The organism is Pseudoalteromonas mucoides (assembly GCF_049257175.1).
GTDB lineage: Bacteria > Pseudomonadota > Gammaproteobacteria > Enterobacterales > Alteromonadaceae > Pseudoalteromonas.
In genome coordinates, this window is record NZ_JBMMUC010000004.1 from 84,594 (window position 1) to 108,583 (window position 23,990).

Sequence of the window (23,990 nt, forward strand, 5' to 3'; positions counted from 1 at the left end):
ATGATCCGTCGTCGGCTTCGTCATCAAACTAGTAATAATCAGCACACAGAGCGTTGGTTAGTCTCCTATGCAGATTACATGACTATCATGTTTGCGTTTTTTGTGGTGATGTATGCAATTGCTATTAATAAAGAAGAAAGCTTTCAAATTTTATCAGACTCATTAGAGCAGGTTTTCGATCAATCTGCGCGTCAGAATAGTCAAGAGGGCACCGGTGTGACGGGGACAGGTTTATTAACTGATAGAGTCAGCCCAGAAAAAGAGCTGTTATATGGTGAAAGTATCCAAAAGCAAGAAGCCGGTCCTGAGTTACTTGATGGGCAAAGTGATACCAGTAATATAAAACAAAAGCATTTAGGCAAGCCTTTAGATAGCTTATTAACCAAACTACAATCAGCGCTGATTGACGAGATTCGTGATGGTGAAGCGAGCTTAGAATTGCACCAAGATTGGCTGATCATAGAGCTGAGCTCTGGCATGTTATTTTCAAGCGGCAGTGCGGTTGCGCATAGTCGCGCTAAAACCGTGATTGGTATGGTTAACGATATTATCGCACCGGTTGATAATTATGTCAGAGTGCGTGGGTACACAGATAACGAAACAATTCGAAACGAAATATTTCGCTCTAATTGGGAGCTTTCTGTTGCGCGGGCAACCTCAATTTTAGTTGAACTTGAATCACTGGGAATTAACCCAGCTAGAATGGCTATTGAAGGCTATGGACAATATTCACCATTTGCAGATAATAGTACAGAGCAAGGTCGCGCTGAGAATAGAAAAGTAGTGGTTGCATTATCCAAGTATGGCTTACCAGAGCAAGAAGCGCCTCGAGAAGGGGAGCTTGAAGCAGAAAAAGTTGAACCTGAAGTAATTGAATTGCCTTCGGACGATAACACGATTAAAGTGATTCAATTACCACATGGCGGTATACGAATTACAACGCGCAATGAACAATAATAAGGTGTGATGTGAAAATTTGGACGGTGGCGAATCAAAAAGGTGGCGTAGGTAAAACAACAACTGCGGTAAGCCTTGCTGGTACATTAGCATTGCAGGGAAAGCGTGTGTTATTGATAGACACTGATCCGCATGCCTCTTTGACTTACTATTTTGGTATCGATTCTGAAGATTTAGAAGTCAGTGTTTATGATATATTTGCTCGCGGTAATACCATGCAAAGCGAAGAAATACTGCAATCACTGTGCCCGTCAAATATTGCTAATTTAGATATAATGCCCGCGACAATGGCCATTGCTACCCTTGATCGCAGTATGGGCAATAAAACTGGTATGGGGCTTATTTTAAAAAAAGCGTTAGCCAAAATCAGTGAGCATTATGATTATGCAATTTTGGATTGCCCACCTGTTTTAGGGGTGTTAATGGTTAATGCACTTGCGGCGAGTGAACGCATTTTAGTGCCAGTACAAACTGAATTTTTAGCCTTAAAGGGCTTAGATCGTATGATGCGTACAATGGAATTGATGCAAAGCTCGCAATCAAAGCAGTATCAATATACCATCATCCCAACAATGTACGATAAGCGCACAAATGCGTCGTTAGAGGCATATAAAACATTGCAAAAAACGTATAATGATAAAGTTTGGCCAGGTGTTATACCTGTCGATACCAAATTTCGAGATGCAAGCTTAGCACAACAAGTGCCAATTCAATTTTGCCCTCGTTCACGTGGTGTATTTGCCTATCGTGCGTTATTAGATTATTTGATTGAGCAAGGTTAATTAATGAGTAAACAATTGTTTGCTAATGAAAAAGTGATGACCCAGTACTTGGGCGCTTTGCTGTGCGAGGAAGATGAGAATACAGACTTAGAACCTGTCGCAAAATTACTTGAACAAGTTGGGTCTGTTCAAAAGCAGACTCAGATGCCAGCAAAAGCTGCTAAGCAGGTAATTGTTCAAGAGCACGCCCTTGAAGAACCCCAAGAAATACCACAAGATACCAAAACAGCGCTTGAGAAACCGCAAATTCAAGCTAAAATCAAAGATATAGATAATATTGCCAGTGATGCTCTAGCTACACATGCTAAAACCCCGATTGAGCGACAGCAGGATTATTTTGACGGTGAATTCCAGGCGTTATTTTTTGAAGTGGCAGGGCTTACATTAGCTGTGCCCCTTAAGGCATTGGGCGGCATTCATCAATTGGGCGATGTGAATCAATTGTTTGGTAAGCCCAAGTGGTTCAAAGGGGTTATGCTTAACCGTGATGAAAACCTCAATGTGGTTGATACCGCTCGTTGGGTAATGCCAGAGAAATACACTCAAGAATTAGAAGAGAAACTAAACTATCAATATTTAATAACACTTGGTGATAGTCAGTGGGGGTTATTAGCTGAGAAGCTTGTTAATAACATAACCCTGCGTACAGAAGATGTTAAATGGCGAGCTAAAACCGGTAAACGCCCTTGGTTGGCTGGCGTCATTAAAGAAAAAATGTGTGCCCTAATTGATGTAGAAAATTTAAATCAATTACTGGAGCAGGGCTTAGATAGCCGTGAGCAGTAACGATATTCGGAGTAATAGCATGAGTGAAGAAAGACTAGTATCAAACAGTAAAAATGCCGATAGCAATGATGAAGTATTGCAATGGGTAACATTTAAACTGGAATCAGAAACATACGGCGTCAATGTGATGCAAGTTCAAGAGATTTTGCGTTATACAGAAATAGCCCCTGTACCAGGTGCGCCAAGCTATGTACTTGGTATTATCAACTTACGTGGTAATGTGGTTACCGTGATCGACACTCGTGCTCGTTTTGGTTTAATGTCTGCTGAAACTACAGATAACTCAAGAGTATTAATTATTGAAGCTGAAGAGCAGGTAATTGGTATTCTGGCTGATAGTGTGGCTGAAGTTGTTTATTTACGTAGCTCAGAAATTGATAGTGCACCTAACATTGGCACAGAAGAAAGTGCTAAGTTTATCCAAGGTGTGAGTAACCGTGATGGTGAGCTATTGATCTTGGTTGATTTAAATAAGCTATTAAACGATGAAGAGTGGGATGAGTTAAGCAATATCTAATACTGACGGATAAACTATGTTGTTACTCTCTTTAGTTATAAGCGCACTTGGTTTAATACTAGTGTGCTTTGTTATTTTATATAGTTTGAATACAAAAATATCGCATGGTGAGGCTAAAAGCCAAAAACAGCTGACAGATGCGCTGCAACAGAACAGTATTTTACGCAGCGAAGTTGCTGAAATGCGTGCGGGCATGCTGAGTATTGGTAAAAGGTTAGTCGCTGTTGAACAGCGAAATCAAGAACTAGCGCAACAGCAAGATGCACAGAAATACGATGATCCTGATGCTAAAATTTATTCACGGGCTGTGAAAATGGTGGAATTAGGCGCTGATATTGAAGAGATAATTCGTGAATGCGAATTACCTCGTGCAGAGGCTGAATTACTTATGTCGTTACATAATCAAAAAGGGCGCTAAATAGCGCCTTTTTGTTAATTCAATTTTTACTTGCTGCGTTTAAGCCTTAATATTTAACTTACCCTGAAAATCTTCCCAGCCAGGTGGAAACTTACCCCGAAGTACATATGAAAATGCAATAAGCTCAGCAATTACGTAGTAGAGTTCTTTAGGTATCTCTTCGCCAAGTTCTAAATGCGAAAGCGTTTTAGCAAGTGCTTCATCCTGATGAATTAATATGCCTTTTTCTTTCGCTGTTTTGATTATCTGTTGTGCTAACTCACCAAACCCTTTACTGGAAACGGTAGGCGCTCTACCTGCTTCATATAATAAACCTATGGCTGACTTATGTTGTGAATCACTCATGATCAAACCTTAATATTGATAATTGCATGGGATTGATAAAAAGCTTGGTGTTGTGGCGCACCTTGGCTTAAATTTAATTCGCCCACTTGTAAGCCATGTGCTGACAATTTATGACGCAAGCTTTCTAAATGTGGATGGGCTATTGCTGTTACCTCTTGGCTTGAGGCGAGCAGTTTACAATCTAAGGCTTTATCCATCAGCTCGGCGGTGATTTGTAGCTGGCCAAGAGCTGCATAATCAAAATTTAAACGCACAAACCAAACGTCTTTTCCTTCGGGTTTATCTTTACTTGGTTTTTTATATTGGCCAAGTGATATTTCAGTTTGCGCAGCGTCCGGCGGAAGTCGCATAGGTAAAAAAAACTGCACAAGCGCATTACTATCCGTTTGTTGATTAACAGCTGTGGTGGCAACTTGGCTAATATTATTTTTAATTTGCCCAAGCTCTGCTGCTAGAGTTTGGCTGCTGGCTTGTTGTAATTGCTCTTGAAGTTTTTCGCTGTTCACAGCTTTAAAATTCGGCACTAACACTTGTAGTAAAGCATCAACTGAGCTTTGGCCAGTAAAGTTCAATGCACTAATATTATTCAGTGCCGGGGCTGCCAAAATTGCGACACTCAAATTTTCGATTGCTTGGCTAAAGCTTTGTTGCATCGCGCTTGTTGAGAGACTATTCGGTGAAATAAGGCTCAATATTTCTCGTTGTACAATTGAAGGGTGAGCGGATTGGCTGTTTATCATCCGATTAAATGCCTGGTTAACAAGTCGATTTAGATCCACATTATCGCTTACTTTCCCCTGCGCTAGCTGTTCTATTTTTTGGCTTAAATCTACTTTTGTTGAATTATTTTCACTGCCAGTAGCTGCATTCGATGAGGACTGCAATTGTGGCTTTGCTATGTTTAGTAATGGAGCCGTCAGTTTAGCCTCTATCGGGAGGGTAACTTGGCTGCGCACTGGTGTAGCTGTTAAAGGTGCTTTGATGTTTTCCTTTTGAGTTTGCACCATAAGTGTAGGTGGTATCGAAGCTAGTTTTTGAGTTTTGCTCGTTTCATTTACGCTGCTAAAGTGAATGCTTACTTTATCTTTGTCCTTTGTAAGACTAGGGTTGCTTGCTAGCTCTTTATTGATTGTCGATACTTGTTTTAACTTGTTTGCTGTTTCACTAACTGATTGACTCACCGTATTAGGATTCTTAATTTCAATTAATGGCGCATTGCTATTTTTAGCAATTAGAGGGGAGTTAATCGTTGAGCTGTTTTTTTGGTTGGTGAATTGGCTATCCACTTTTGCTGTATTTGTGTTTGTTATGTCTTTGTTTATTGTACTGTGTGTTTTTGCAGTCTCTTTCTCTGTGGTTGAAAAAGATATTTGTTTGTCGACAGCGGGCGTTTTAGCTGTATCAGCTTTAGTCGCTATTTCAGCCTGAGTTATTGATGCTTTGCCGCTACTGATTGATAGGTTGTTATTACTTACAACAGGAGCGGCTGTTGGTGTAGTGATACTAGCCAAAGTCGCTTTAACTTGTTGAAATAGTTGTACTAGCGGTGGAGCGCTATGGAAGTGCTTAGGTAACGCTGTGCCTTTACTTATATCTGCCAAAAGTGGGGCTACATTCTCACGAGCTAAAGCTGCTAAGTTTATTTGCGACACTGATTTTGGGATCAAACTTAATTGTTGCGGCGCTTTTTCGTTACTCGTTGAGGAAATAGGTGCTTTAAGTGGGTTATCATTTTTGTCAGTTAATTGATTAAATGGTTTATTTTCAAAGTAACGAACAGCATCGTTCACCCGAGTTTTCAAATCGGCAAAACTGGCTTGTAACCACGACTTTATTGGGCTGCTGGCATTTATTAAGGGGCTTTGAACAGGTTTTACGTCGTCGGTTGTTATTTTTGTTATTGCGGTACTTTGTTGTGCTTTCACTAAATTATGAAAGGTTTGAGTCAACGAATTTTTAAGTACAACAGCAACCTCATTGGTGAGGGTTTTCAATGTAAGTTGGTCTTTCGTTGCTATTATTTTGACAGCTTGAGGCTCTGCACTTAGCTGTTGCGCCTGTGTATGCTTAATAGGAATATTAAAAGCGCTTTTTTGCTGCGGGATTGTTAATTGCGCTGCGTTATTCGTCCTTTGTAGTTGTCCTTGCGGGGCGAGCTTTGCTAGCCATGTCGCCAATTTAGCTTTTGTGATGGGCTGTTGGTGCAGGTTATCAGCAAAACGGTTAATAACCACAAGCTTTAATAGCCCCTTTTGATCCATATTGATGATTGCTTTTAAAGGTTGCTCACTCTGTAGAAGTTGTGCCACTTCTGCATTTATCGGTAAGCTCGCATTCAACTGCGCTATTTGTATTTTAGGTGTCGGTTTAGTGGCTACAGTAACGGCGAAAGGTTGATTGCTCAGTTGGCTGCCGGAATGAATGAAATTAAGTAAACTCTGTAATTGCTTTGCTTGATTAAGCGCTAATGATGTTTGTGTTGGCAAAATAGTAAGTTGTTTACCATCAGTACTTAATTGTATTTCAGCGGCAGGAATTTTTTGCATATTGCTTGGTGAGTGGCTGGTCGCTAAACGCAGTGTTTGCCAATGGTTATTCACTAAAATATCCATTTGCACAGAGCCTTTGGCAAATGTGATGTTTTTAGCGTTAAGTGTTTCCCCATTTAGGTTCACACTTTGTTGCCCAGCATTACTCGTTGACTGTTTAATCGTCAATGAGTTAGCTAAAGAAATCTGCGTAGGTTCATTCATTATTTTAAATCAAGTTTTCACTAATCGGTTTCATTGCGTTATTCGTATTACCCTATCATTATGGTAGACTAACGCCTAATTTTGGGTATAGAGAATCGTCATCTTGCTACACATTAAGTCCGTCACTTGCATTAAACAAGAGCGCTGTTTGTTTGAGGATCTTAATTTCAGTTTGGAATCGGGACAAATTATGCAATTAGCAGGCCCTAATGGGGCTGGTAAAACATCATTATTGCGCATTATTGCAGGTTTTGCTGCTCCTGATGAAGGCGATATCTTTTGGCACGATACTTCAATAACAAAAAACTATGACGAGTTTGCCCGTGAATTATTATTTATTGGTCACAAGACCGGTGTAAATGCTCAGCTTACTGCGCTGGAAAATGTGCGTTTTTGGTTACAGATCCAAGGGTATGATGATAATCAAGACTTGTATGCTTTGTTGGCTAAAATTGGTTTAGTTGGTCTTGAAGATGTGCCAGTACGCACTTTATCCGCAGGACAACAACGACGTGTTGCATTACTTCGATTATGGCTTAATGATGCCAAGCTTTGGATCCTCGATGAGCCATTTACTGCTTTGGATAAAGCGGGAGTGGCATTCTTACAGGCGCGCTTTGTTAGCCATTTAGAAACCGGTGGTGCTATTTTATTAACGACCCACCAAGATTTAACAACGCACTTTAATGATTTGCAAACAGTTACCTTGGAGTACCGTCACTGATGCAACGACAACACTCTTATTTACAGCTCTTTAGTGCCGTATGTAAAAAAGATTTACAGTTAGCGTTTCGCCAGCGTGCAGAAATTGTTAATCCATTATTATTTTTCTTAATTGTTATTACCTTATTCCCGTTAGCTATTGGTCCAGAGCCCGGTCTACTTGCTCGTATGGCTCCTGGTATTATTTGGGTTGCGGCGCTTTTATCGACCATGCTTGGTCTTGATAAAATTTTTCGTGATGATTTTCATGACGGCAGCCTAGAGCAATTAATTGCATCATCGTATCCATTGCCGTTAACTGTACTGGCAAAAGTGCTTGCTCATTGGGTTATTACTGGGCTGCCTTTGGTGTTAATGACACCGTTTTTTGCGCTACTGCTTAATTTAGATAGCCAAGCGCTTGTTGCGACAGTCATTACTTTATTATTAGGGACTCCATTACTGAGTTTTATCGGCGCGATTGGCGCGGGTCTCACTGTGGGGTTACAAAAAGGCGGAATATTGATGAGTCTGTTAGTTCTGCCTTTGTATATCCCTGTGTTAATTTTTGCAACGTCTGCTATTGATACCAGTACTATGTCACTGGATTATAGTGGACAGCTTGCCATCCTTGGTGCAATGCTTGTCGTTGCTATTTTAAGCGCACCAATTGCCATATCGTCAGCATTAAAAGTGAGTGTAAGTTAATATGTGGAAGTGGTTACATCCCTACGCTAAAGCAGATCGTGCATATCAATTATGTAATACGTTACTGCCATATTTTGCCGTAATAACGGTTGTATGCATGGTTGTTGGTTGGGTTTGGGGGCTGGCTTATGCGCCTGCAGACTACCAACAAAAAGACAGCTATCGCATTATTTTTATTCATGTTCCTTCAGCTATTTTATCTATGGGCGCTTATTCATCTATGGCTATCGCGGCGGTGGTTGCCTTAGTTTGGCAGCTGCGAAATGCTGAACTTGCTGTTATCGCTATTGCCCCCGTGGGCGCATGCGTTACTGCAATTGCGTTGATCACCGGTGCTGCGTGGGGTAAGCCTATGTGGGGTGCTTGGTGGGTGTGGGACGCACGTCTTACTTCTGAGCTTATTTTATTATTTTTATATTTAGGTGTGTTGTCTTTGTATCACGCCTTTGAGGATAAAAAAGCAGCGGGTCGAGCTGCTTCTATCCTTGCCATTGTAGGGGTGATTAACTTACCAATTATTCATTTCTCAGTTGAGTGGTGGAACACCCTTCACCAAGGGGCAACCATTACTAAGTTTGATACCAAGGCGATTGATCCAAGTATGTTCTGGCCATTGATGCTCAATATTGTAGCGTTTGCTGCGTTTGTGGGCACAGTGACATTGATACGTCTTAAAAATGAAATTTTACAACGCGAAAAACACCGTCTTTGGGTTCGTCAGTTGTTAAATAGGGGCTAGTTATGCAGTTTGATTCTTTTTCTGATTTTATAGCCATGGGTGGATATGGCTTTTATGTATGGTTGTCTTTTGGCACGTGCGCGCTGATTTTATTAGGTATCTTATTTAGTTCTTTGAACGATACCAAGCGTATTTTAACTTCTGTTCAGCAGCAAGCCGCTCGCGAACAGCGTATTAAGCAAGCTAAACAGGAGTAGCAAGTATGAATCCAAGACGTAAAAAACGGCTATTAGCAGTAACTGCAATCGTGTTTGGTATTGGTGCAGTGATAGGTTTGGTTTTATATGCCTTGCAAGAAAATATAAATCTTTTTTATACCCCAAGTGAGTTAATTGACGGTAAGGGGCCAAATCTTGAGAAGCCTCATATAGGCCAAAAGCTTCGTATTGGTGGCATGGTAGTACCAGGCTCTGTGGTGCGTAATGAAAGCAGCTTAGAAGTTAGCTTTAAATTAATAGACACTGGCCCGTTAGTGACAATTCGTTATCAAGGTATTCTGCCTGATTTATTTCGTGAAGGACAAGGCATCGTTGCGCAAGGTGTACTGGTTGAGCCTGATGTTATTGAAGCATTCGAGGTATTAGCAAAGCATGATGAAGAATACATGCCAGCAGAAGTTGCCGAAGCGGTAAAAGGGATTAAACACGAAAAACCTAAATATAACTTAGATAGTGGCAATTAATATGATCCCTGAAATTGGTTATTTTTCTTTAACACTGGCCATGGTGCTAAGTGTTTTGTTATGTATTTTTCCTTTGTGGGGCGCGCATACAGGTAATTTGCGTTTAATGCGCGCAGCACCGTCGTTAGCTGTCGGGCAGTTTGCTTTTGTTTTAATTTCGTTTGCAGCACTTATTTATGCAAGTTTGACTGATGATTTTACTGTTGCTTATGTAGCCTACCATTCAAGTAGCACCTTGCCATGGTATTACAAGATAACCTCAACATGGGGGGGCCATGAAGGGGCCATTTTACTGTGGTTAGTTATGCAAGCTGGCTGGACTGCTGTTGTTGCGGTGCGTTCACGTTCACTGCCTTGGGTATTACGAGCGCGAGTACTGGGTGTACTTGGCTTTTTAGGTGTAGGCTTTATGCTTTATACCTTGTTGATGTCGAGCCCATTTGAACTGTTATTACCTTACTACCCTGTAGAAGGGCGAGATCTAAACCCACTATTACAAGACCCTGGAATGATTATCCACCCGCCATTATTGTATATGGGTTATGTTGGGTTATCTGTGTCGTTCTCATTCGCTATTGCAGCCTTATTGACAGGTAAGCTTGATAACTCATGGGCAAAATGGTCGCGCCCATGGACAATGACAGCTTGGGGCTTTTTAACTTTAGGTATCACTATTGGTAGCTGGTGGGCTTATTCCGAGCTTGGCTGGGGCGGTTGGTGGTTTTGGGATCCGGTAGAAAATGCATCCTTAATGCCTTGGTTGGTTGCGACTGCGTTGTTACATTCCTTGTCAGTGACAGAAAAGCGTGGCGTGTTTAAATCATGGACAGTATTGCTGGCCATTGCTGCTTTTTCGTTGAGTCTTCTGGGTACTTTTATTGTTCGTTCAGGGATTATTGTTTCTGTGCATGCGTTTGCGACGGATCCCGACCGAGGTTTATTCATTCTTGCCTTTTTAGCTATTGTTGTGGGTGGCGGTCTTGCACTATATGCACTTCGCGTATCACAAGTGAAAAGTGAAGGGCGTTATAAACTAATTTCCCGTGAAGTGGCACTTTGGCTGAATAATATATTTTTAGTTGTTGCGACGTTTATTGTATTACTGGGCACTTTACTGCCGATGGTTCATAAAGAGATGGGTCTAGGCAGCATTTCAATTGGCGAACCATTTTTTAATAAAATGTTTGCTATTTTATTAGTGCCATTTGCAATCTTAATGGGCATTGGACCCTTACTGCGTTGGAAACAAAATAAGTGGGCATTTTTACAAAATAAAATGCTGCTTTGTGCTATTGCCAGCATTGCTGTTACCTCAGCTTGGTTGTTTTTAAGCTACGATGTTGTTGCTCCTTTAACGCTGCTAGCAACAACGTTAGCAATGTGGATTGTATTTACAACAGGCCTCGATATCTTTGATAAAACCCGTGTACATGGCAACTTAGCAAGCGGCTTGAAGCGTTTAAGCTTAAGTTACTGGGCTATGGTACTTGGTCACGTCGGAATTGCATTTGTTATTGCTGGGGTTACTTTGACATCAGCGTACTCGGTTGAGCGCGATGTTTCAATGAAACCATTAGATGTCGTTTCACTGAATCAATATGACTACCGTTTTGAGGGCGTTAAAAGCATCCGAGGGCCTAATTACAGTGGCCATGCAGGGGTTGTAACTGTGCTTAAAAATAACGATGTAGTCACTAAATTACATGCAGAGAAACGTCAGTATGATATTGGCATGCAGTTTATGACTGAAGCGGCCATTGATGCTGGTTTCACTCGTGATTTATATCTTGCACTAGGCGAACAACTTAGCAACGGCGGCTGGTCACTGCGGATTTATCATAAACCATTTGTGCGTTGGATGTGGCTAGGCGGCTTACTTATTTCTTTAGCCGGATTTATGATTTTAGGCGACAAACGCTATCGTAGTAATAAAAAACGTGAGCAGGAGGTAGCATGAACCGCAAATTTTTAGCTTTATTGCCACTTTTGGCGTTTATTTTGGTGTGTGTGTTTTTATACCAAGGGTTATTTGCTAACCCTCGCGAGTTACAAACAGGAAGGATTGGCCATACAATGCCAGCTTTTAACTTGCCAGATTTAATGCAAGATAATAAACGCTGGCAGCAAACGGATCTCGAAGGCGAAGTGTATTTACTCAATGTGTGGGGTACTTGGTGCCCAACGTGCTTAGCTGAGCTTGGTTACTTAACTAAGCTGCGCGAACAAGGTGTAAAAATTGTCGGCCTTTATTATGTGCAAAGCTACGATGCTGATTTTGATGGTGCGTTTGATATGGCAGCACTGCGAGAAGAAGTAAGTAGTATGTTAAGTCGAGCAGGCGACCCGTATCAATTTAATATTCTTGATTTAGAGCGAACATTAGCGCTCGATTTAGGCGTATCTGGTGCACCAGAGACATTTTTGGTCGACCGTAAAGGCACTATCTTGTTGCATCATACCGGTGATATTAACCCACGAGTTTGGCGTTCGAAATTTGCACCAATCATGCAGGAATTACAGCCATGAAGTATTTTTTAATTAGCTTGGTTTTACTTATTAGCGTTGCTGTATCAGCTGAGCAAGACAGGTATGAATTTGCTAATGATGAACAAGCACAGCGTTTTGGTGAGCTTACAAAAGAGCTACGTTGTCCTAAATGTCAGAATCAAAATATTGCTGACTCGGATGCAGTGGTTGCAAAAGATTTACGAGATAAGGTACTGACCTTAGTACAAGAGGGTAAATCAAAAGATGAAGTCATTGACTACATGATTGACCGATACGGCTACTTTGTACATTACGACCCACCTGTTACACCCGCTACTTTGGTACTGTGGGTATTTCCTGTGTTGATTGTTATTTTTGGCTTGGGTTTTATAGTTATTCGTCAACGTAAAGCTGCTGTAAAGCAAACGTGGAATGAGCAAGATGAAGCGTTATTAACAAAATTAATTGCTCAAAACCAACAACAGGAGCAAAGCTAAATGATTTTAATGTGGGCTTCTTTTGCGCTACTTACATTCGTAGCTGTGGTATTTGTAGCTTTACCTTTTTTAAAAAAAGAGCGTGTACATAGTGTTACACATAACGCAAATTCAGACCTTATTGCTATCTATCAGCAACGTTTAGAAGAGTTAGCCAATGATTTAGACGAGCAACGAATTGAACAACAAAGCTATAATGAATCAGTAATTGAATTAAAACGTCGGTTATTAAACGAGCTTTCGCCAGAAAAATCGCTTTATAGCCGTGGTAACAATGTGATTTTTGCTTTGACGGGAAGTGCTTTTTTAGTTGTGCTTAGCTTAGTCTTTTATTCTGCAACGGGCTCTCAACAGCAACTGGCAAGCTGGTATACAGCGATGGAAAACTTACCTGAGTATGGTGAGCGTGCGGTGATGCAAACCGGAGAGCCTCTAAGCCAAAATGAATTACAAGCATTTGCTTTAGGTTTGCGTACAAAGCTTGCAGATAGTGGCGACGATGAAGTTGCTTGGATGCTACTCGGACGTGTCGCTATGTCACTGAATGAATTTGATATGGCGCAGCAGTCGTTTGATAAGGTGTTGCAAATTAACCCGGATCATTTAGGTGTGTTAGTGAGTTATAGCCAAGTGTTGTTACTTGAGGGCAGTGAGTCGAATATGACACGTGCAGCAGGTATGTTATCGCGCGTATTAAAAGATGAACCAACTAACATTGATGCTATTTCTTTGCTTGCATTAATTGCTTATGAACGCCATGACTGGGCGCAAGCAAAATCAGCATTTGAAGTATTACTTAGTACAATGGAGACAAACGATAGCCGCTACGCAATGGTTGAGCAGCGAATTGTTGATATTGAACAAAAAATTGCTGAGCAACAGAGCACTCTAACTCCAGTGGCGAACGCTGCAACTCAATCAAATTCAGATGTAGCTACAGATTCAAGTGCTATTATGGTCACTGTGGAGTTAGCATCAACATTAGTCGATAACTTGCCAGACAATGGCACGTTATTTGTTTTTGCAAAAGCTGCGAATGGCCCACCGATGCCGCTTGCAGTAGTAAAGTTGACCCAGTTTAGTTTTCCTCTTAAAGTGCAATTAAGTGATAGTAACTCAATGGTCGATGGACTCACGTTATCATCATCTAAGGAAGTTGTGATCACGGCACGAATTTCGAAAGATGCCTCAGTGATGCCTTCAACAGGTGAGTTAGAAGGCCGTTCGCCAATATTAGAGCGTGAAAACTTTACGCAACATACATTAGTTATTGATGAAATTTTGCCTTAAGGATAAAAGATGTTCAAACAAAGTTTTATAATTCTAGGGTTATTGCTTAGTGCCGGTTGTGCACAAGTTCCTGAAGAAAAAGTGGATGAGCGAGATCCATTGCAGTCTTTTAACCGTCCTATGTATGATTTTAATATGGATGTGCTAGATGCTTATATTCTTAGGCCAGTCGCTGTGGGTTATGTCGCTATCACGCCAACGCCTGTAAGGCGTAGTTTAGTTAACTTCACCGATAATATTAGTGCGCCCACGGATGTTATTAATGCCACTTTACAAGGTAAAGCGGGTAATGCAGGCATTAGTGTTGCCCGATTTTTAGTTAACTCAACGGTAGGTTTGTTAGGACTGTTTGATGTTGCAAGTTCATTAGGTCTTGAAATCATAGATGAAGACTTTGGGCAAACGCTGGGTGTATGGGGCATTGGTGATGGCGCTTATTTAATGCTACCAGGCATGGGACCTTCTACTGCCCGTAATCTGACGGGTGATGTTGTTGATAGCTTTGTATTACCGGAAATTGCTTTAACAACGCCGCAAACGGTACTTGTATTCGCACTGAAAGCAGTAGAGGCAAGAGCGTCGTTAATCCCACAAGAAAGTTTACTGAATGAGTCGTTGGATCCTTATATCTTTATGAAAGATATTTACTTCCAACGTCAGCTCTATGAATTGCACGATGGAAACCCACCAATCGAAGAAGAGCCAGATGACTTCGACGAAGACTTTTTAGAAAGTCTATAATTTACCTGACGCGAAGTTAGAAATAAAAAGCCAGCAAAACTGCTGGCTTTATGTTTTTTCTTGTAAGAAAAGGTAGGCTTACTCGCCTAATACCTTCATTTGTTCGTTAGCCCAGCTAAGTGCTTCATGATAGGAGTCAGGTACTTTATCTGCTGCTAAACCCAATTCATTTTTAATGGCGTTTGCTCCTTCCCAATTCGCTTGCTCGTATAATTTAACTAAGCGTAAATACTGCGCGAGAATGCCTTGCTCATCAACAAGGGCTACCTTGATATCATTAGAAAGTGGTAATTTATTCATCACACCTTCCATGGTCTCATCTAAAATTGCATCCATTAATGACATCATACCGGTTAAAAAAGCCATGCCAGTATCTTTAAGTTTGTTATGATTAATAGCGAGTAATTCGGTAAAGCGGGCGCGAGTTAAAGATAAACGAATAAGTTCTGCAGGTTTATTTGCGGCAACTTGGGAGGTAAATAACAAGGATAATAATTTTTTAATTTCTTCTGCACCAAGTACTATCAGCGCCTGTTTTATAGTGCTGATTTCAGCTCGGCGTTTGAACGCGGCTGAATTACTATAGCGAAGTAATTTATACGAAAGTGTGACATCTCGTTCGAATACGCTTGTGATTTTTTTTAAATTAAGCTCAACTGATGAGGTTTCATAAAGTAACTCAGCGAGCGCTATTTGTGAAGGAGGTAGCGATTTACTTTGTACCATTTCAGGCTTTGAGAAAAAGAAACCTTGAAAATAACTAAACCCTAAATCTAATGCAAGTTGATATTTCTCATAGGTTTCTACTTTTTCTGCCAGTAATTTTATGTGCTTGTGGGGCTTTATTTCTTCGATGATCTGCTTGATAGTTTGAGTGTCACAGCTTAAAAAGTCGATTTTTATAATATCAATATATGGGTAAAAGTGACGCCATACAGGTTGGTGTATGTAATCATCAAGTGCCAGAGTATAGCCTTTTTCTTTAAGATCTTTCACCAGCGCCAGTAGACGCTTACCAGGTTGTATAGTCTCTAAAATTTCAACAACTATTTGCTCTTTACCAAGTAAAGTTGGGTAGCCTTTTTGCAATGTTTTTAAAGTAAAATTAATATAGGCGGGTTTATTGTCCGTTAAATCTTCTAAACCAAAATTAAATTGGCTGCCTTCAATTAAACGAGAAGTTGCTTCATCACCATCAATATCAGGAAAAACATTATCAACGCCATCTCTAAAAAGTAACTCATACCCGACGAGTTTTTTTTCACGATCTAAAATGGGTTGACGCGCAGCGTAAAAATACATAAACAACAGATCCGATTGATTTAAACATTAACAAAGGCAATATAAGACAAAACATAGAAAATAGCATTAATTATATTTTACAGACCTACTGCTAAAGTACTGATTTTTTATAAATATATTGTTTTAATCGTAAGGCAATTAATATTAAATTTCCATTTATATCCTCTTAAATAAAAAAAATAGTTAAAAACCTATTAACCTCAGTTACTTATTTGATTAACGCAGAGAGTGGAGTTATTTGCCCCAGCCATGATATAGTCAGGTTCTAAGTTGGTTTTTACACCAATAATGTCTTTCGTATTATATTGATTAATGAGTCATTATTAGGATTAAAAGCCAGATTTAAACTTCTTAAGCGGAGGCAAGTTTGGAAACAGGAATGATTATTTCTTTAGCTGCGTATTTTATCGTTATGTTAGGGATTGGCCTATATGCGTATAAACAGTCAACCAGTGATGTATCTGGTTATATGCTTGGTGGGCGTAGTTTGTCACCTTCAGTAGCTGCACTTTCAGCTGGCGCGTCAGATATGAGCGGCTGGATATTAATGGGTTTACCTGGTGCTATGTTCGTAACGGGTTTTAGTAGTACTTGGATTGCTATCGGTTTGGTACTTGGGGCTTGGGCAAACTACTTCTTAGTTGCACCACGGCTTAGGGTATACACTGAGAAAGCAAATGACTCAATCACCATTCCAGACTATTTCTCAAATCGTTTCACCGATAAATCAAACTTACTCCGTGTGGTATCAGCGGTAGTGATCATTGTGTTCTTTACACTCTACACTTCTTCGGGCGTAGTTGCTGGCGGTAAGTTATTCGAAAGCTCGTTTGGCTTGAGCTATGAAATGGGTCTTTACATAACAACAGGCGTGGTTGTTTTATACACCTTGTTTGGTGGTTTCTTAGCAGTAAGCTTAACCGACTTTGTACAAGGCTGTATTATGTTTGTTGCATTAATATTGGTACCGACAGTCGCGTATTCATTATTGGAGCAACCATTAGAGTCTACATTGAACAGTGTTAATCCAGATATGCTTAACTGGATTGGTGCAGGCTCAGCTCTGGGAATTATTTCGGCGATGGCGTGGGGCTTGGGTTATTTTGGTCAACCACATATTATTGTACGTTTTATGTCGGTACGTAGTGTAAAAGATATGCCGACTGCTCGTCGCATTGGTATGAGCTGGATGATAATAGCCGCCATTGGTGCTGTCGGCACTGGTTTATTTGGTGCAGCTTATACCTACGAAAATAATATTGTAGTAGATGATCCTGAGACTATTTTCTTGATTTTATCAGAGCTACTATTCCACCCATTAATTGCAGGCTTTTTATTAGCAGCAATTTTGGCTGCTATCATGAGTACCATTTCGTCTCAGTTATTGGTTAGTTCAAGTTCACTGACTGAAGATTTTTATAAAACCTTCTTACGTAAAGAGGCAAGTGACACCGAGCTGGTAACAGTAGGGCGTATTAGCGTTGCCGTAGTGGCGCTATGTGCAATCTACTTAGCGTATGATCGCGATAGTTCAATCTTAGACTTAGTCAGTAATGCATGGGCTGGTTTTGGTGCCGCATTTGGTCCACTGGTATTGTTTAGTCTGTACTGGAAACGAATGAACTTTGCTGGTGCACTTGCTGGTATGCTAGTGGGGGCAATCACTGTATTGGTTTGGATTTACGCGCCTATAACAATTGATGGTGAAAAACTCAGTAGTCTTATTTACGAGATTGTACCTGGTTTTATTCTTTCAAGTATTGCTATTGTGGTTGTAAGCTTAACGACACCTGCTCCAAGTAAAGAAATTACCACTTTATTTGATGATGTAGAAAAGTCATTGTAAAAATAAGGTTTATTCCCAAATCATTCTGAGGTGGTTTGGGGTAATAAAAAAAGGAGCTTAATAGCTCCTTTTTTTATTACCTGAATTAAGTTCTATTACGCTTTATCTTCTGCGCTTTTTAAATCAGCTGCATTAGCTGTGTCTTTCTTTTTTGCAGCAGGTTTGCTTACGGGTTCTTTCGCACCTTTTAACACATTAATGAAATCATCTTTGCTTTTTGCGATTTCAAGCGCTAGAGATTCAATTTGTTGCTCGCTTAAGGGGACATCCACTTTTTCAAGCATGACTTCAAGCGACTCTGCAATATCGAGCATTTTGTCATACGCATCAGCTTCTTTTTTAGTAGTAAACGTCATTCGCTCGACTCCGTTTCTTTCTACAACATATTTAACAACAACAGCCATGATCTCTCCTGCCAATTTGCTTAGTGTGAATTAACACACTGATATTGATTACTGTTTTTATGTACAGTAATTGTTTGCGGGCGTATTTGCAAGTTAACTTTTTTATTTTTTATTATAGGTACAGTTGACAAAGTAATTGCTCTTTACTTTATTTATAGAGTCACACTTTTTTAGTACCTAATGGTTTTTATGTTAGTTAAAAGGGTGTCGTAAACATTTACTATTAATTGAGTCCATGTATGGATATCACGGAGGAAAACATGAAGTTACTAAGTTTAGTAGTTGTACTAGCCTGTTTAGGTTTTATAAGCCCAAGTTATGCGAGTGATACTAAGTCTACACCAGCTAGTCAGGCGGTAAAAAAGCTTGAGAGTATCAATGTAAATAAAGCCAGTGTAGAGCAACTGATGCAGTTACCTGGTATTGGTAAGTCAAAGGCGCGCGCTATTATTGACTATCGAAAAAAACAAGGAGAATTTAAATCAGTTGCTGATTTAGCGAACGTGAAGGGCATCGGTGATAAATTGCTGGCAAAGTTAGACGGCAAAATTAAAATCTAAGCTTATAGCTAGGTTACAGGTTAATTACTTTAGAATATAAGGCGAATTAATTTTCGCCTTGTTTCTCTTCTTGTGTTAATGCATCTGCTATAAAAGGCCTGGCAAATGCAATTTCAACGGGTGTGGTTAATAACGGGTAGCTTAAACCTGCTACTAATAAAGCTGCTAACATTAACCAACCTTCAATATAAATTAGAGAGGCGAATACAGGCGTAAGTAACAGCAATTTGACAATACGTAGGCTGATCTTTTGCAGCGGGGAAAGCATTGATAAGGCTACTGCAATTATGTGTTGGCGTTGACGTACTTTAAGGTGTTGCAATTGCTTAACTTGGCTTGAAAAAAACGCAAACATTATAGGCTCTTCTTAATCATTAGACGTGAAAAAACAACCGCAATTAGCACTAGGCTGATCAAGCCAAAAATAATTTCCATCCACGCGGGCATACTTAAACCTAAAAATTGCCAATCAATATTACCGCAATCACCTGTTGCAGCAAAAAATTGCGGGATCCATTCATGTAATGGCACGGGAAAGTTAGGCTCAAATTCACAGCTAAATGCGAATGGGTCGGTTGTTGTTTGCATATCAATATGTTCACGGGCTAATAAAAATCCCCAAATACTCGCAACAGCCCAGCTAGCGAATGCAGTAATACGTATTAGTATGTTACTAGGATTAATCGCTCCAATAATACCCGCGATTAATAGCCCGAGCATCGCTGTGCGTTGATATATACACATGATACAAGGCTCTAAGCCCATTTGATATTGGAAAAATAAAGCAATAACTTCAAATGTAAAAGCAGTCAATGCTAATAAAACCCAAGGCGTACGTTTGTGTGCTAAATTTGCTAACCAATTCATAAGAGTTCCGTTTAACTATTTTATAGTGAGATTATGGCTTAGTCATTAATCAAGGTGCAAGGATAAACCTTACTAGAGTGCTTAAAATCATGTAAATGTTTACTAAATTTGCTTTATTAAATGTGGGGGTATGCGTTTGTTTAGGTTTTGTTATGTTCTAATTCATTGGCTATTTATTATCTGCATTGCACAAACCTGAAAAATAGCAGGGTTGTGAATTACTTTACTTGTTAGTTTTGCTTCGTCTGGTACAATCAGTCAGTTAATAGTGTTTAAGTGAAGTAATATTGATAACTCGAGTGGGAATTGAATGAGAATTTTTAAAGCGAAAAGTCCAGCTGGATTTGCAGAAGAGTATATTGTTGAATCAATTTGGAATGGTGATTTCCCTCCAGGCTCTATACTTCCTGCTGAACGCGAGTTATCAGAGCTAATAGGTGTGACGCGTACTACATTACGTGAAGTGCTGCAGCGTTTAGCACGTGATGGTTGGTTAACAATTCAACATGGTAAACCCACACGAGTAAATAATTTTTGGGAAACATCTGGCTTAAATATTCTTGAAACACTCGCTCGTCTTGATGAAGACAAAATGCCAGAACTTACCGACCAGTTACTTTCTGCACGTACTAATATTAGTGCAATCTATACACGTGCTGCAATCAAGTTAGCGCCAGAGCGTGTCATTGAAATTCTTTCACAAAGTGATGAACTTGAAGATAGCGCGCAAGCTTTTGCCGATTATGATTATAAAGTTCATCACGAACTAGCTGTTGCAGGTAATAATCGAATATACGTGTTAATTTTAAATGGCTTTAAAGGTTTTTATTCAAAAATTGGTTGCCATTATTTTTCAGATCCAGGCACTCGCCAGTTAGCACGTCAATTTTACAAAGACTTGACGACTTTAGCTGAAAACCGAGAGCATGATGGCGCTATTTCTATGATGCGTAAGTATGGCCACCAAACAGGTGAAATCTGGCAAGAAATTCGTGGTGATATGCCAGAAGATATTATGGATTAACCAGTAAAGCATTAACTAAAAAAGCCTGTTTTTACAGTTTTTTTTGTGCGTGATAGCCATGTATACAAGCGTTCTGTATTTTCGATTGCCGTGATTTGAAAATCTGATTGTCTATTTGTTCTGATTACCCCTAAAATATTTCAACAATTATGCGTGCTTGCCCTTGGTATTTAATTTTTAGATCCCATAATAAAGCAAGCATTGCGTAAGCAATTAGAAATAAACTCAAATATTTGGAGAATAAAATGGGTGTATTAGTAGGCCGCCAGGCACCAGACTTTACCGCTGCAGCAGTACTAGGTAACGGCGAGATCGTAGATAGCTACAATCTTCACGAAACAATCAAAGGTAAAAAAGCAGTTATCTTCTTTTACCCACTAGATTTCACTTTCGTATGTCCTTCTGAACTAATTGCTTTTGACAAGCGTTATGAAGAATTTCAAAAGCGTGGCGTTGAGGTAATCGGTGTTTCTATCGATTCACAATTCTCGCACAACGCATGGCGTAAGACTGCTGTTGCAGACGGCGGTATTGGTGAAGTTAAATATGCACTAGTTGCAGACGTTAAGCACGAGATCTGTAAAGCGTATGACGTTGAGCACCCAGAAGCTGGCGTTGCATTTCGTGGTTCATTCCTAATCGACGAAGAAGGTAATGTACGTCACCAAGTAGTTAACGATTTACCGCTTGGCCGTAATATCGATGAAATGCTACGTATGGTTGACGCACTAGCATTCCATAGCGAGCACGGCGAAGTATGTCCTGCTGGTTGGACTGAAGGTAAAAAAGGTATGGACGCAAGCCCTGCAGGCGTTGCAAAATTCCTATCTGAAAACGAAGGCGATCTATAATTTAGACCTTTATTTTGACTATAAAAAACCCGCCAATTAGGCGGGTTTTTTGTTATCTTTACTTTTAGAATGAGAACGACACTTTTGTGTAAATGTAACGTCCTCGAGGGTTGTGCACTGCTGATGCGTAGCCATACAAGTCGCTATCACCATCGCCAATGGCAAATGGTGGTTCTTCATCAAATAAGTTGTTAACCCCAATTGATACTTTGGTTGATTCAGTAATGCGATAAGCAGTTTGTAAATCAACCAGCACTTGTGAGTCAACCATTCTCGATGTGTTGCTATCGAAATCGAGCGTGCCATCAAAATCAATATCAGGGGTATCTTCAAACTCCCCAACATAACTGATATTTATATTGGTGTTAAATTCACCGAGTTCCCAATTAGTTGAAAAAATTCCACGGTGCTCTGGGTAGCCATACTCGCCTGTATAATCACGGCCATCTTTTTCAAATTTATTTTGGTACGCCCATTCTAAATTGAATTTAAGTAACCCTAACTCATCCAATGAATGATTATAGTTTGCCGAGAAGTCGATACCAGATACTTCTTGTGAAGAAACATTCTCAAAAGTACTGTGAATTTTTTGTATCACTCCAAGGGTTTCGCTTCCAGATGGGGCCAAACGAACACAGATAGTACTGTTTTGATTATCACATTCTGCATCATAGATAGGGCCAAATCCTTGCTCATCAATTTTATTGTCTTGAGTTATACTCCACACATCGATACTTAAACCAAGCTCTGCTGTAGGAGCCCAAATAAAGCCAACATTCCATGACTCAGACTCTTCGGCTTGTAAATCAGGATTACCTGCAAATTGAATATTGTAATCAAGGGCATCACAGTCAAGACCAGTAGCCTGACAGCGATAGGTATCAATAAAGAATTGGCTTTTCTCTGATGGCCCTAACCCTATTTGTGCTAATGATGGGGCCCTAAATCCTTGCGCCCAAGAGCCACGAACCGTTATTTCGTCCGTAGGTGCCCAGCGCAATGCTACTTTAGGGTTTGTCGTGGTGCCAAAATCGCTGTAATCATCATAACGCCCAGCTAGTTGTAATTCTAAGCTATCAGCTAAAGGAATTGAGAACTCAACATAAGCTGCGTACTGGTCGCGCTCAGCCGCTGCCGAAACGGATTCCGTACCAAAAATCAAGCCGCGTTGAAATTGGTCATCGGGGATATCACTGACATCCTCTTCACGATACTCAATCCCCGCGGCCATCATTACGGCGCTATCACCAAAGCTAAACGCTTCACCTGTAATATTGGCATCAAATGAGGTCATGTGTGACTCACCTTGGCGAACTAAACTGGTGGTAATACGGTCAATTACCGCTGGATCATTATAAGTGCCACCAAAAGGGTTATAAGTTCCTGCGTCAATTTCTTGTTGTAAAAAATCTGTTCTTACCCAGCCTTGAGTACGGTCACCTGTTTGCAATGATTTACTGCGGCCTTTTTGTACAGCAGCTTCCCAACCCCAGTCATTTATTTCGCCTTTTAAACCAGCCACAAAGCGTAAGGTATCAGACTCAATATCCCATTGGCGTGCACCAGCATCTACAGTTCTAAAGAAGTTGATACCCACTTGCTGACCGAATGGGTTATTAGGGTGGTTAGCTGGCACAGTTAAGCCTGCATCCTTATCCAGTGGCGTTGGTGCACCCATTGCGATAGAGCTGTTGTGTTGTACTGCCAGTTCCATAAAAGCTGTTATGCCATTATCAAAGTTATATTCAAACTGCGAAATAGCACCAACACGCTCTGAAGCTGGAGAAATATACCCAAAAGGACCATAATCAAATACACAGCTATTGCTGCTACTTAATTGATCTGTAGGGCAACTCGGGTCGGGGGTTTGGGTGCCATTTACATCAAATGTTCCAGGGAAACCTCGAGATGAGCGAAAATCCATGCCACCATATGGGGCTTGGTTTGCGGTGCCTAAACTGCCCATTTCACTTGACGATAAAGAGGTATTTTTAAAATAATCAACGATCACTGAAGCACTGCTTTTCTCATTTGAAGTACCCCAAACAATACTCGCTGAGGTTTCTTCATAATTAGGGCCATCAGTGCCACCGTAGCCTAAATTAACTTCAATACCATCAATATCTTTTTTCAAAATAATATTAACGACACCAGCCACAGCGTCTGAACCATAAATCGCAGAGGCACCATCTTTTAAGATATCAATGCGTTCAATCGCTGAGACTGGAATGCTGTTGATGTCAACGAATGAATTAGTAATGCTCTCGGCAAAAGCACTTATTGCTACTCGGCGACCATTGATCAAAATAAGTGTTGCATCTGCACCAAGGCCGCGAAGAGAGACTGCGGCTGCTCCATTCGCTGTTGAATCTTGATTATTACCTCGGGTAGAAAAAGTGCCATTACCAGCAACGGGCATTCGCTCTAATAGCTGCTGAAGATTGTCATAACCCATGTTATCGATATCTGCGCGGCTAATTGATTGGACAGGCGAAGGGCCTTCTATATCAGTGCGCTTTATTCTGGAACCAGTTACTTCAATGCGCTCCACTTTCTTTGCATCGTCTGCTGCGTTTGCATGTACAGAATAACCAGTTGTAAAAGCGAGTGTTATGCTTGCCAGTAGGGTAGGTGTAAATGGTAGTAATTGCTTCATCCTTTAAGTCCTTGTTGTCATGATAATTATATTTGGTACTATAACCGGTAATATTAGTATCATGTAAACCAGTTGT

The 23,990-nt window shown here is 40.4% G+C and carries 26 protein-coding genes; 19 read left to right on the top strand and 7 right to left on the bottom strand.

Going from position 1 to position 23,990, the window contains the following annotated elements:
- Genes AAEU30_RS05495 through AAEU30_RS05515 form a run of 5 tightly spaced genes read left to right on the top strand, consistent with a single transcriptional unit; the run spans nt 1 to nt 3,460 of the window.
- Complete coding sequence (locus AAEU30_RS05495) at nt 1-957, top strand: flagellar motor protein MotB (protein WP_421959664.1); 957 nt, start codon at nt 1-3, stop codon at nt 955-957.
- 11 nt (nt 958-968) lie between these two features.
- Entirely contained in the window at nt 969-1,739 is a 771-nt protein-coding gene (locus tag AAEU30_RS05500) for a ParA family protein (protein WP_087530860.1), read from the top strand.
- Between the two features lie 3 nt (nt 1,740-1,742).
- The gene (locus AAEU30_RS05505) at nt 1,743-2,525 is read left to right on the top strand and encodes a chemotaxis protein CheW (RefSeq protein WP_421959665.1); all 783 of its coding nucleotides are present in this window, start codon (nt 1,743-1,745) and stop codon (nt 2,523-2,525) included.
- Nucleotides 2,526-2,544: 19 nt separating this feature from the next.
- On the top strand, nt 2,545-3,042 hold the full coding sequence (locus AAEU30_RS05510; protein WP_290209672.1) for a chemotaxis protein CheW: 498 nt from the start codon (nt 2,545-2,547) through the stop codon (nt 3,040-3,042).
- A 16-nt stretch (nt 3,043-3,058) separates the two neighbouring features.
- Complete coding sequence (locus AAEU30_RS05515; RefSeq protein WP_421959666.1) at nt 3,059-3,460, top strand: DUF2802 domain-containing protein; 402 nt, start codon at nt 3,059-3,061, stop codon at nt 3,458-3,460.
- A 39-nt stretch (nt 3,461-3,499) separates the two neighbouring features.
- Here the strand turns inward: AAEU30_RS05515 and AAEU30_RS05520 are convergent, their stop codons facing one another.
- Both AAEU30_RS05520 and fliK read right to left on the bottom strand, forming a co-directional pair.
- Complete coding sequence (locus AAEU30_RS05520) at nt 3,500-3,805, bottom strand: EscU/YscU/HrcU family type III secretion system export apparatus switch protein (RefSeq protein ID WP_087530856.1); 306 nt, start codon at nt 3,803-3,805, stop codon at nt 3,500-3,502.
- Between the two features lie 2 nt (nt 3,806-3,807).
- Nucleotides 3,808-6,558 carry a flagellar hook-length control protein FliK gene (fliK, locus tag AAEU30_RS05525; RefSeq protein ID WP_421959667.1) on the bottom strand — a complete coding sequence of 917 codons (2,751 nt, stop codon included), beginning with the start codon at nt 6,556-6,558 and terminating at the stop codon, nt 3,808-3,810.
- A 103-nt stretch (nt 6,559-6,661) separates the two neighbouring features.
- Between fliK and ccmA the strand changes: the two genes are divergently transcribed.
- The 10 genes from ccmA to AAEU30_RS05575 are packed head-to-tail and all read left to right on the top strand — an operon-like array spanning nt 6,662 to nt 14,404.
- Nucleotides 6,662-7,282: a cytochrome c biogenesis heme-transporting ATPase CcmA gene (gene ccmA / locus AAEU30_RS05530; protein WP_421959668.1), complete on the top strand. Its 621-nt coding sequence runs from the start codon at nt 6,662-6,664 to the stop codon at nt 7,280-7,282.
- The gene (ccmB, locus tag AAEU30_RS05535) at nt 7,282-7,968 is read left to right on the top strand and encodes a heme exporter protein CcmB (RefSeq protein WP_421959669.1); all 687 of its coding nucleotides are present in this window, start codon (nt 7,282-7,284) and stop codon (nt 7,966-7,968) included. Before ccmA ends, ccmB begins: the two co-directional genes overlap by 1 nt.
- A 1-nt stretch (nt 7,969) precedes the next feature.
- Nucleotides 7,970-8,707: a heme ABC transporter permease gene (locus AAEU30_RS05540; protein WP_421959670.1), complete on the top strand. Its 738-nt coding sequence runs from the start codon at nt 7,970-7,972 to the stop codon at nt 8,705-8,707.
- A gap of 2 nt (nt 8,708-8,709) precedes the next feature.
- Nucleotides 8,710-8,904: a heme exporter protein CcmD gene (gene ccmD / locus AAEU30_RS05545; protein WP_421959671.1), complete on the top strand. Its 195-nt coding sequence runs from the start codon at nt 8,710-8,712 to the stop codon at nt 8,902-8,904.
- Nucleotides 8,905-8,909: 5 nt separating this feature from the next.
- Nucleotides 8,910-9,389, top strand: coding sequence for a cytochrome c maturation protein CcmE (gene ccmE, locus AAEU30_RS05550; protein WP_421959672.1), 480 nt, complete (start codon nt 8,910-8,912; stop codon nt 9,387-9,389).
- Between the two features lies 1 nt (nt 9,390).
- Nucleotides 9,391-11,346, top strand: a complete 1,956-nt coding sequence (locus tag AAEU30_RS05555) for a heme lyase CcmF/NrfE family subunit (RefSeq protein ID WP_421959673.1) — start codon at nt 9,391-9,393, stop codon at nt 11,344-11,346.
- A complete protein-coding gene (locus AAEU30_RS05560) occupies nt 11,343-11,915 on the top strand; it encodes a redoxin family protein (RefSeq protein ID WP_421959674.1) in 573 nt (190 codons plus the stop codon). Before AAEU30_RS05555 ends, AAEU30_RS05560 begins: the two co-directional genes overlap by 4 nt.
- Nucleotides 11,912-12,373, top strand: a complete 462-nt coding sequence (locus AAEU30_RS05565) for a cytochrome c-type biogenesis protein (protein WP_421959675.1) — start codon at nt 11,912-11,914, stop codon at nt 12,371-12,373. The genes AAEU30_RS05560 and AAEU30_RS05565 overlap by 4 nt, the downstream gene beginning before the upstream one ends.
- Nucleotides 12,374-13,663 carry a c-type cytochrome biogenesis protein CcmI gene (gene ccmI / locus AAEU30_RS05570; RefSeq protein WP_421959676.1) on the top strand — a complete coding sequence of 430 codons (1,290 nt, stop codon included), beginning with the start codon at nt 12,374-12,376 and terminating at the stop codon, nt 13,661-13,663.
- Between the two features lie 9 nt (nt 13,664-13,672).
- On the top strand, nt 13,673-14,404 hold the full coding sequence (locus tag AAEU30_RS05575; RefSeq protein ID WP_421959677.1) for an MlaA family lipoprotein: 732 nt from the start codon (nt 13,673-13,675) through the stop codon (nt 14,402-14,404).
- A gap of 78 nt (nt 14,405-14,482) precedes the next feature.
- Here the strand turns inward: AAEU30_RS05575 and AAEU30_RS05580 are convergent, their stop codons facing one another.
- The gene (locus AAEU30_RS05580; RefSeq protein ID WP_421959678.1) at nt 14,483-15,706 is read right to left on the bottom strand and encodes an EAL and HDOD domain-containing protein; all 1,224 of its coding nucleotides are present in this window, start codon (nt 15,704-15,706) and stop codon (nt 14,483-14,485) included.
- Nucleotides 15,707-16,073: 367 nt separating this feature from the next.
- Here AAEU30_RS05580 and putP point away from each other — a divergent pair, with 367 nt between their 5' ends.
- Nucleotides 16,074-17,552 (top strand): sodium/proline symporter PutP, encoded by a 1,479-nt coding sequence (putP, locus tag AAEU30_RS05585; protein WP_421959679.1) that lies wholly within the window; start codon nt 16,074-16,076, stop codon nt 17,550-17,552.
- 95 nt (nt 17,553-17,647) lie between these two features.
- Here putP and AAEU30_RS05590 read toward each other — a convergent pair whose 3' ends face one another.
- Nucleotides 17,648-17,956 carry a YebG family protein gene (locus tag AAEU30_RS05590; protein WP_421959680.1) on the bottom strand — a complete coding sequence of 103 codons (309 nt, stop codon included), beginning with the start codon at nt 17,954-17,956 and terminating at the stop codon, nt 17,648-17,650.
- Between the two features lie 260 nt (nt 17,957-18,216).
- Between AAEU30_RS05590 and AAEU30_RS05595 the strand changes: the two genes are divergently transcribed.
- Nucleotides 18,217-18,516 (top strand): ComEA family DNA-binding protein, encoded by a 300-nt coding sequence (locus AAEU30_RS05595; protein WP_421959681.1) that lies wholly within the window; start codon nt 18,217-18,219, stop codon nt 18,514-18,516.
- Nucleotides 18,517-18,562: 46 nt separating this feature from the next.
- Here AAEU30_RS05595 and AAEU30_RS05600 read toward each other — a convergent pair whose 3' ends face one another.
- Both AAEU30_RS05600 and dsbB read right to left on the bottom strand, forming a co-directional pair.
- Nucleotides 18,563-18,871, bottom strand: coding sequence for a DUF6170 family protein (locus AAEU30_RS05600; protein ID WP_421959682.1), 309 nt, complete (start codon nt 18,869-18,871; stop codon nt 18,563-18,565).
- The gene (gene dsbB / locus AAEU30_RS05605; RefSeq protein WP_421959683.1) at nt 18,871-19,383 is read right to left on the bottom strand and encodes a disulfide bond formation protein DsbB; all 513 of its coding nucleotides are present in this window, start codon (nt 19,381-19,383) and stop codon (nt 18,871-18,873) included. The genes AAEU30_RS05600 and dsbB overlap by 1 nt, the downstream gene beginning before the upstream one ends.
- Nucleotides 19,384-19,693: 310 nt before the next feature.
- Here dsbB and fadR point away from each other — a divergent pair, with 310 nt between their 5' ends.
- Both fadR and AAEU30_RS05615 read left to right on the top strand, forming a co-directional pair.
- Nucleotides 19,694-20,407 (top strand): fatty acid metabolism transcriptional regulator FadR, encoded by a 714-nt coding sequence (fadR, locus tag AAEU30_RS05610; RefSeq protein WP_087530838.1) that lies wholly within the window; start codon nt 19,694-19,696, stop codon nt 20,405-20,407.
- 245 nt (nt 20,408-20,652) lie between these two features.
- Entirely contained in the window at nt 20,653-21,258 is a 606-nt protein-coding gene (locus AAEU30_RS05615) for a peroxiredoxin (RefSeq protein ID WP_058559809.1), read from the top strand.
- A gap of 64 nt (nt 21,259-21,322) precedes the next feature.
- Here the strand turns inward: AAEU30_RS05615 and AAEU30_RS05620 are convergent, their stop codons facing one another.
- Nucleotides 21,323-23,914, bottom strand: a complete 2,592-nt coding sequence (locus AAEU30_RS05620) for a TonB-dependent receptor (RefSeq protein WP_421959684.1) — start codon at nt 23,912-23,914, stop codon at nt 21,323-21,325.
- Between the last annotated feature and the right edge of the window lie 76 nt (nt 23,915-23,990).

Bases quoted from the DNA above. Each gene is read 5' to 3' on its own strand.
- AAEU30_RS05555 (WP_421959673.1), top strand. From the start codon at position 9,391: ATGATCCCTGAAATTGGTTATTTTTCTTTAACACTGGCCATGGTGCTA.
- AAEU30_RS05575 (WP_421959677.1), top strand. From the start codon at position 13,673: ATGTTCAAACAAAGTTTTATAATTCTAGGGTTATTGCTTAGTGCCGGT.
- AAEU30_RS05510 (WP_290209672.1), top strand. From the start codon at position 2,545: ATGAGTGAAGAAAGACTAGTATCAAACAGTAAAAATGCCGATAGCAAT.
- fadR (WP_087530838.1), top strand. From the start codon at position 19,694: ATGAGAATTTTTAAAGCGAAAAGTCCAGCTGGATTTGCAGAAGAGTAT.
- AAEU30_RS05505 (WP_421959665.1), top strand. From the start codon at position 1,743: ATGAGTAAACAATTGTTTGCTAATGAAAAAGTGATGACCCAGTACTTG.
- AAEU30_RS05615 (WP_058559809.1), top strand. From the start codon at position 20,653: ATGGGTGTATTAGTAGGCCGCCAGGCACCAGACTTTACCGCTGCAGCA.
- AAEU30_RS05540 (WP_421959670.1), top strand. From the start codon at position 7,970: ATGTGGAAGTGGTTACATCCCTACGCTAAAGCAGATCGTGCATATCAA.
- AAEU30_RS05515 (WP_421959666.1), top strand. From the start codon at position 3,059: ATGTTGTTACTCTCTTTAGTTATAAGCGCACTTGGTTTAATACTAGTG.
- AAEU30_RS05590 (WP_421959680.1), bottom strand. From the start codon at position 17,956: ATGGCTGTTGTTGTTAAATATGTTGTAGAAAGAAACGGAGTCGAGCGA.
- AAEU30_RS05620 (WP_421959684.1), bottom strand. From the start codon at position 23,914: ATGAAGCAATTACTACCATTTACACCTACCCTACTGGCAAGCATAACA.
- ccmD (WP_421959671.1), top strand. From the start codon at position 8,710: ATGCAGTTTGATTCTTTTTCTGATTTTATAGCCATGGGTGGATATGGC.
- ccmI (WP_421959676.1), top strand. From the start codon at position 12,374: ATGATTTTAATGTGGGCTTCTTTTGCGCTACTTACATTCGTAGCTGTG.
- AAEU30_RS05580 (WP_421959678.1), bottom strand. From the start codon at position 15,706: ATGTATTTTTACGCTGCGCGTCAACCCATTTTAGATCGTGAAAAAAAA.
- ccmB (WP_421959669.1), top strand. From the start codon at position 7,282: ATGCAACGACAACACTCTTATTTACAGCTCTTTAGTGCCGTATGTAAA.
- dsbB (WP_421959683.1), bottom strand. From the start codon at position 19,383: ATGAATTGGTTAGCAAATTTAGCACACAAACGTACGCCTTGGGTTTTA.
- AAEU30_RS05520 (WP_087530856.1), bottom strand. From the start codon at position 3,805: ATGAGTGATTCACAACATAAGTCAGCCATAGGTTTATTATATGAAGCA.
- ccmE (WP_421959672.1), top strand. From the start codon at position 8,910: ATGAATCCAAGACGTAAAAAACGGCTATTAGCAGTAACTGCAATCGTG.
- AAEU30_RS05565 (WP_421959675.1), top strand. From the start codon at position 11,912: ATGAAGTATTTTTTAATTAGCTTGGTTTTACTTATTAGCGTTGCTGTA.
- fliK (WP_421959667.1), bottom strand. From the start codon at position 6,558: ATGAATGAACCTACGCAGATTTCTTTAGCTAACTCATTGACGATTAAA.
- AAEU30_RS05600 (WP_421959682.1), bottom strand. From the start codon at position 18,871: ATGTTTGCGTTTTTTTCAAGCCAAGTTAAGCAATTGCAACACCTTAAA.
- AAEU30_RS05595 (WP_421959681.1), top strand. From the start codon at position 18,217: ATGAAGTTACTAAGTTTAGTAGTTGTACTAGCCTGTTTAGGTTTTATA.
- AAEU30_RS05495 (WP_421959664.1), top strand. From the start codon at position 1: ATGATCCGTCGTCGGCTTCGTCATCAAACTAGTAATAATCAGCACACA.
- AAEU30_RS05560 (WP_421959674.1), top strand. From the start codon at position 11,343: ATGAACCGCAAATTTTTAGCTTTATTGCCACTTTTGGCGTTTATTTTG.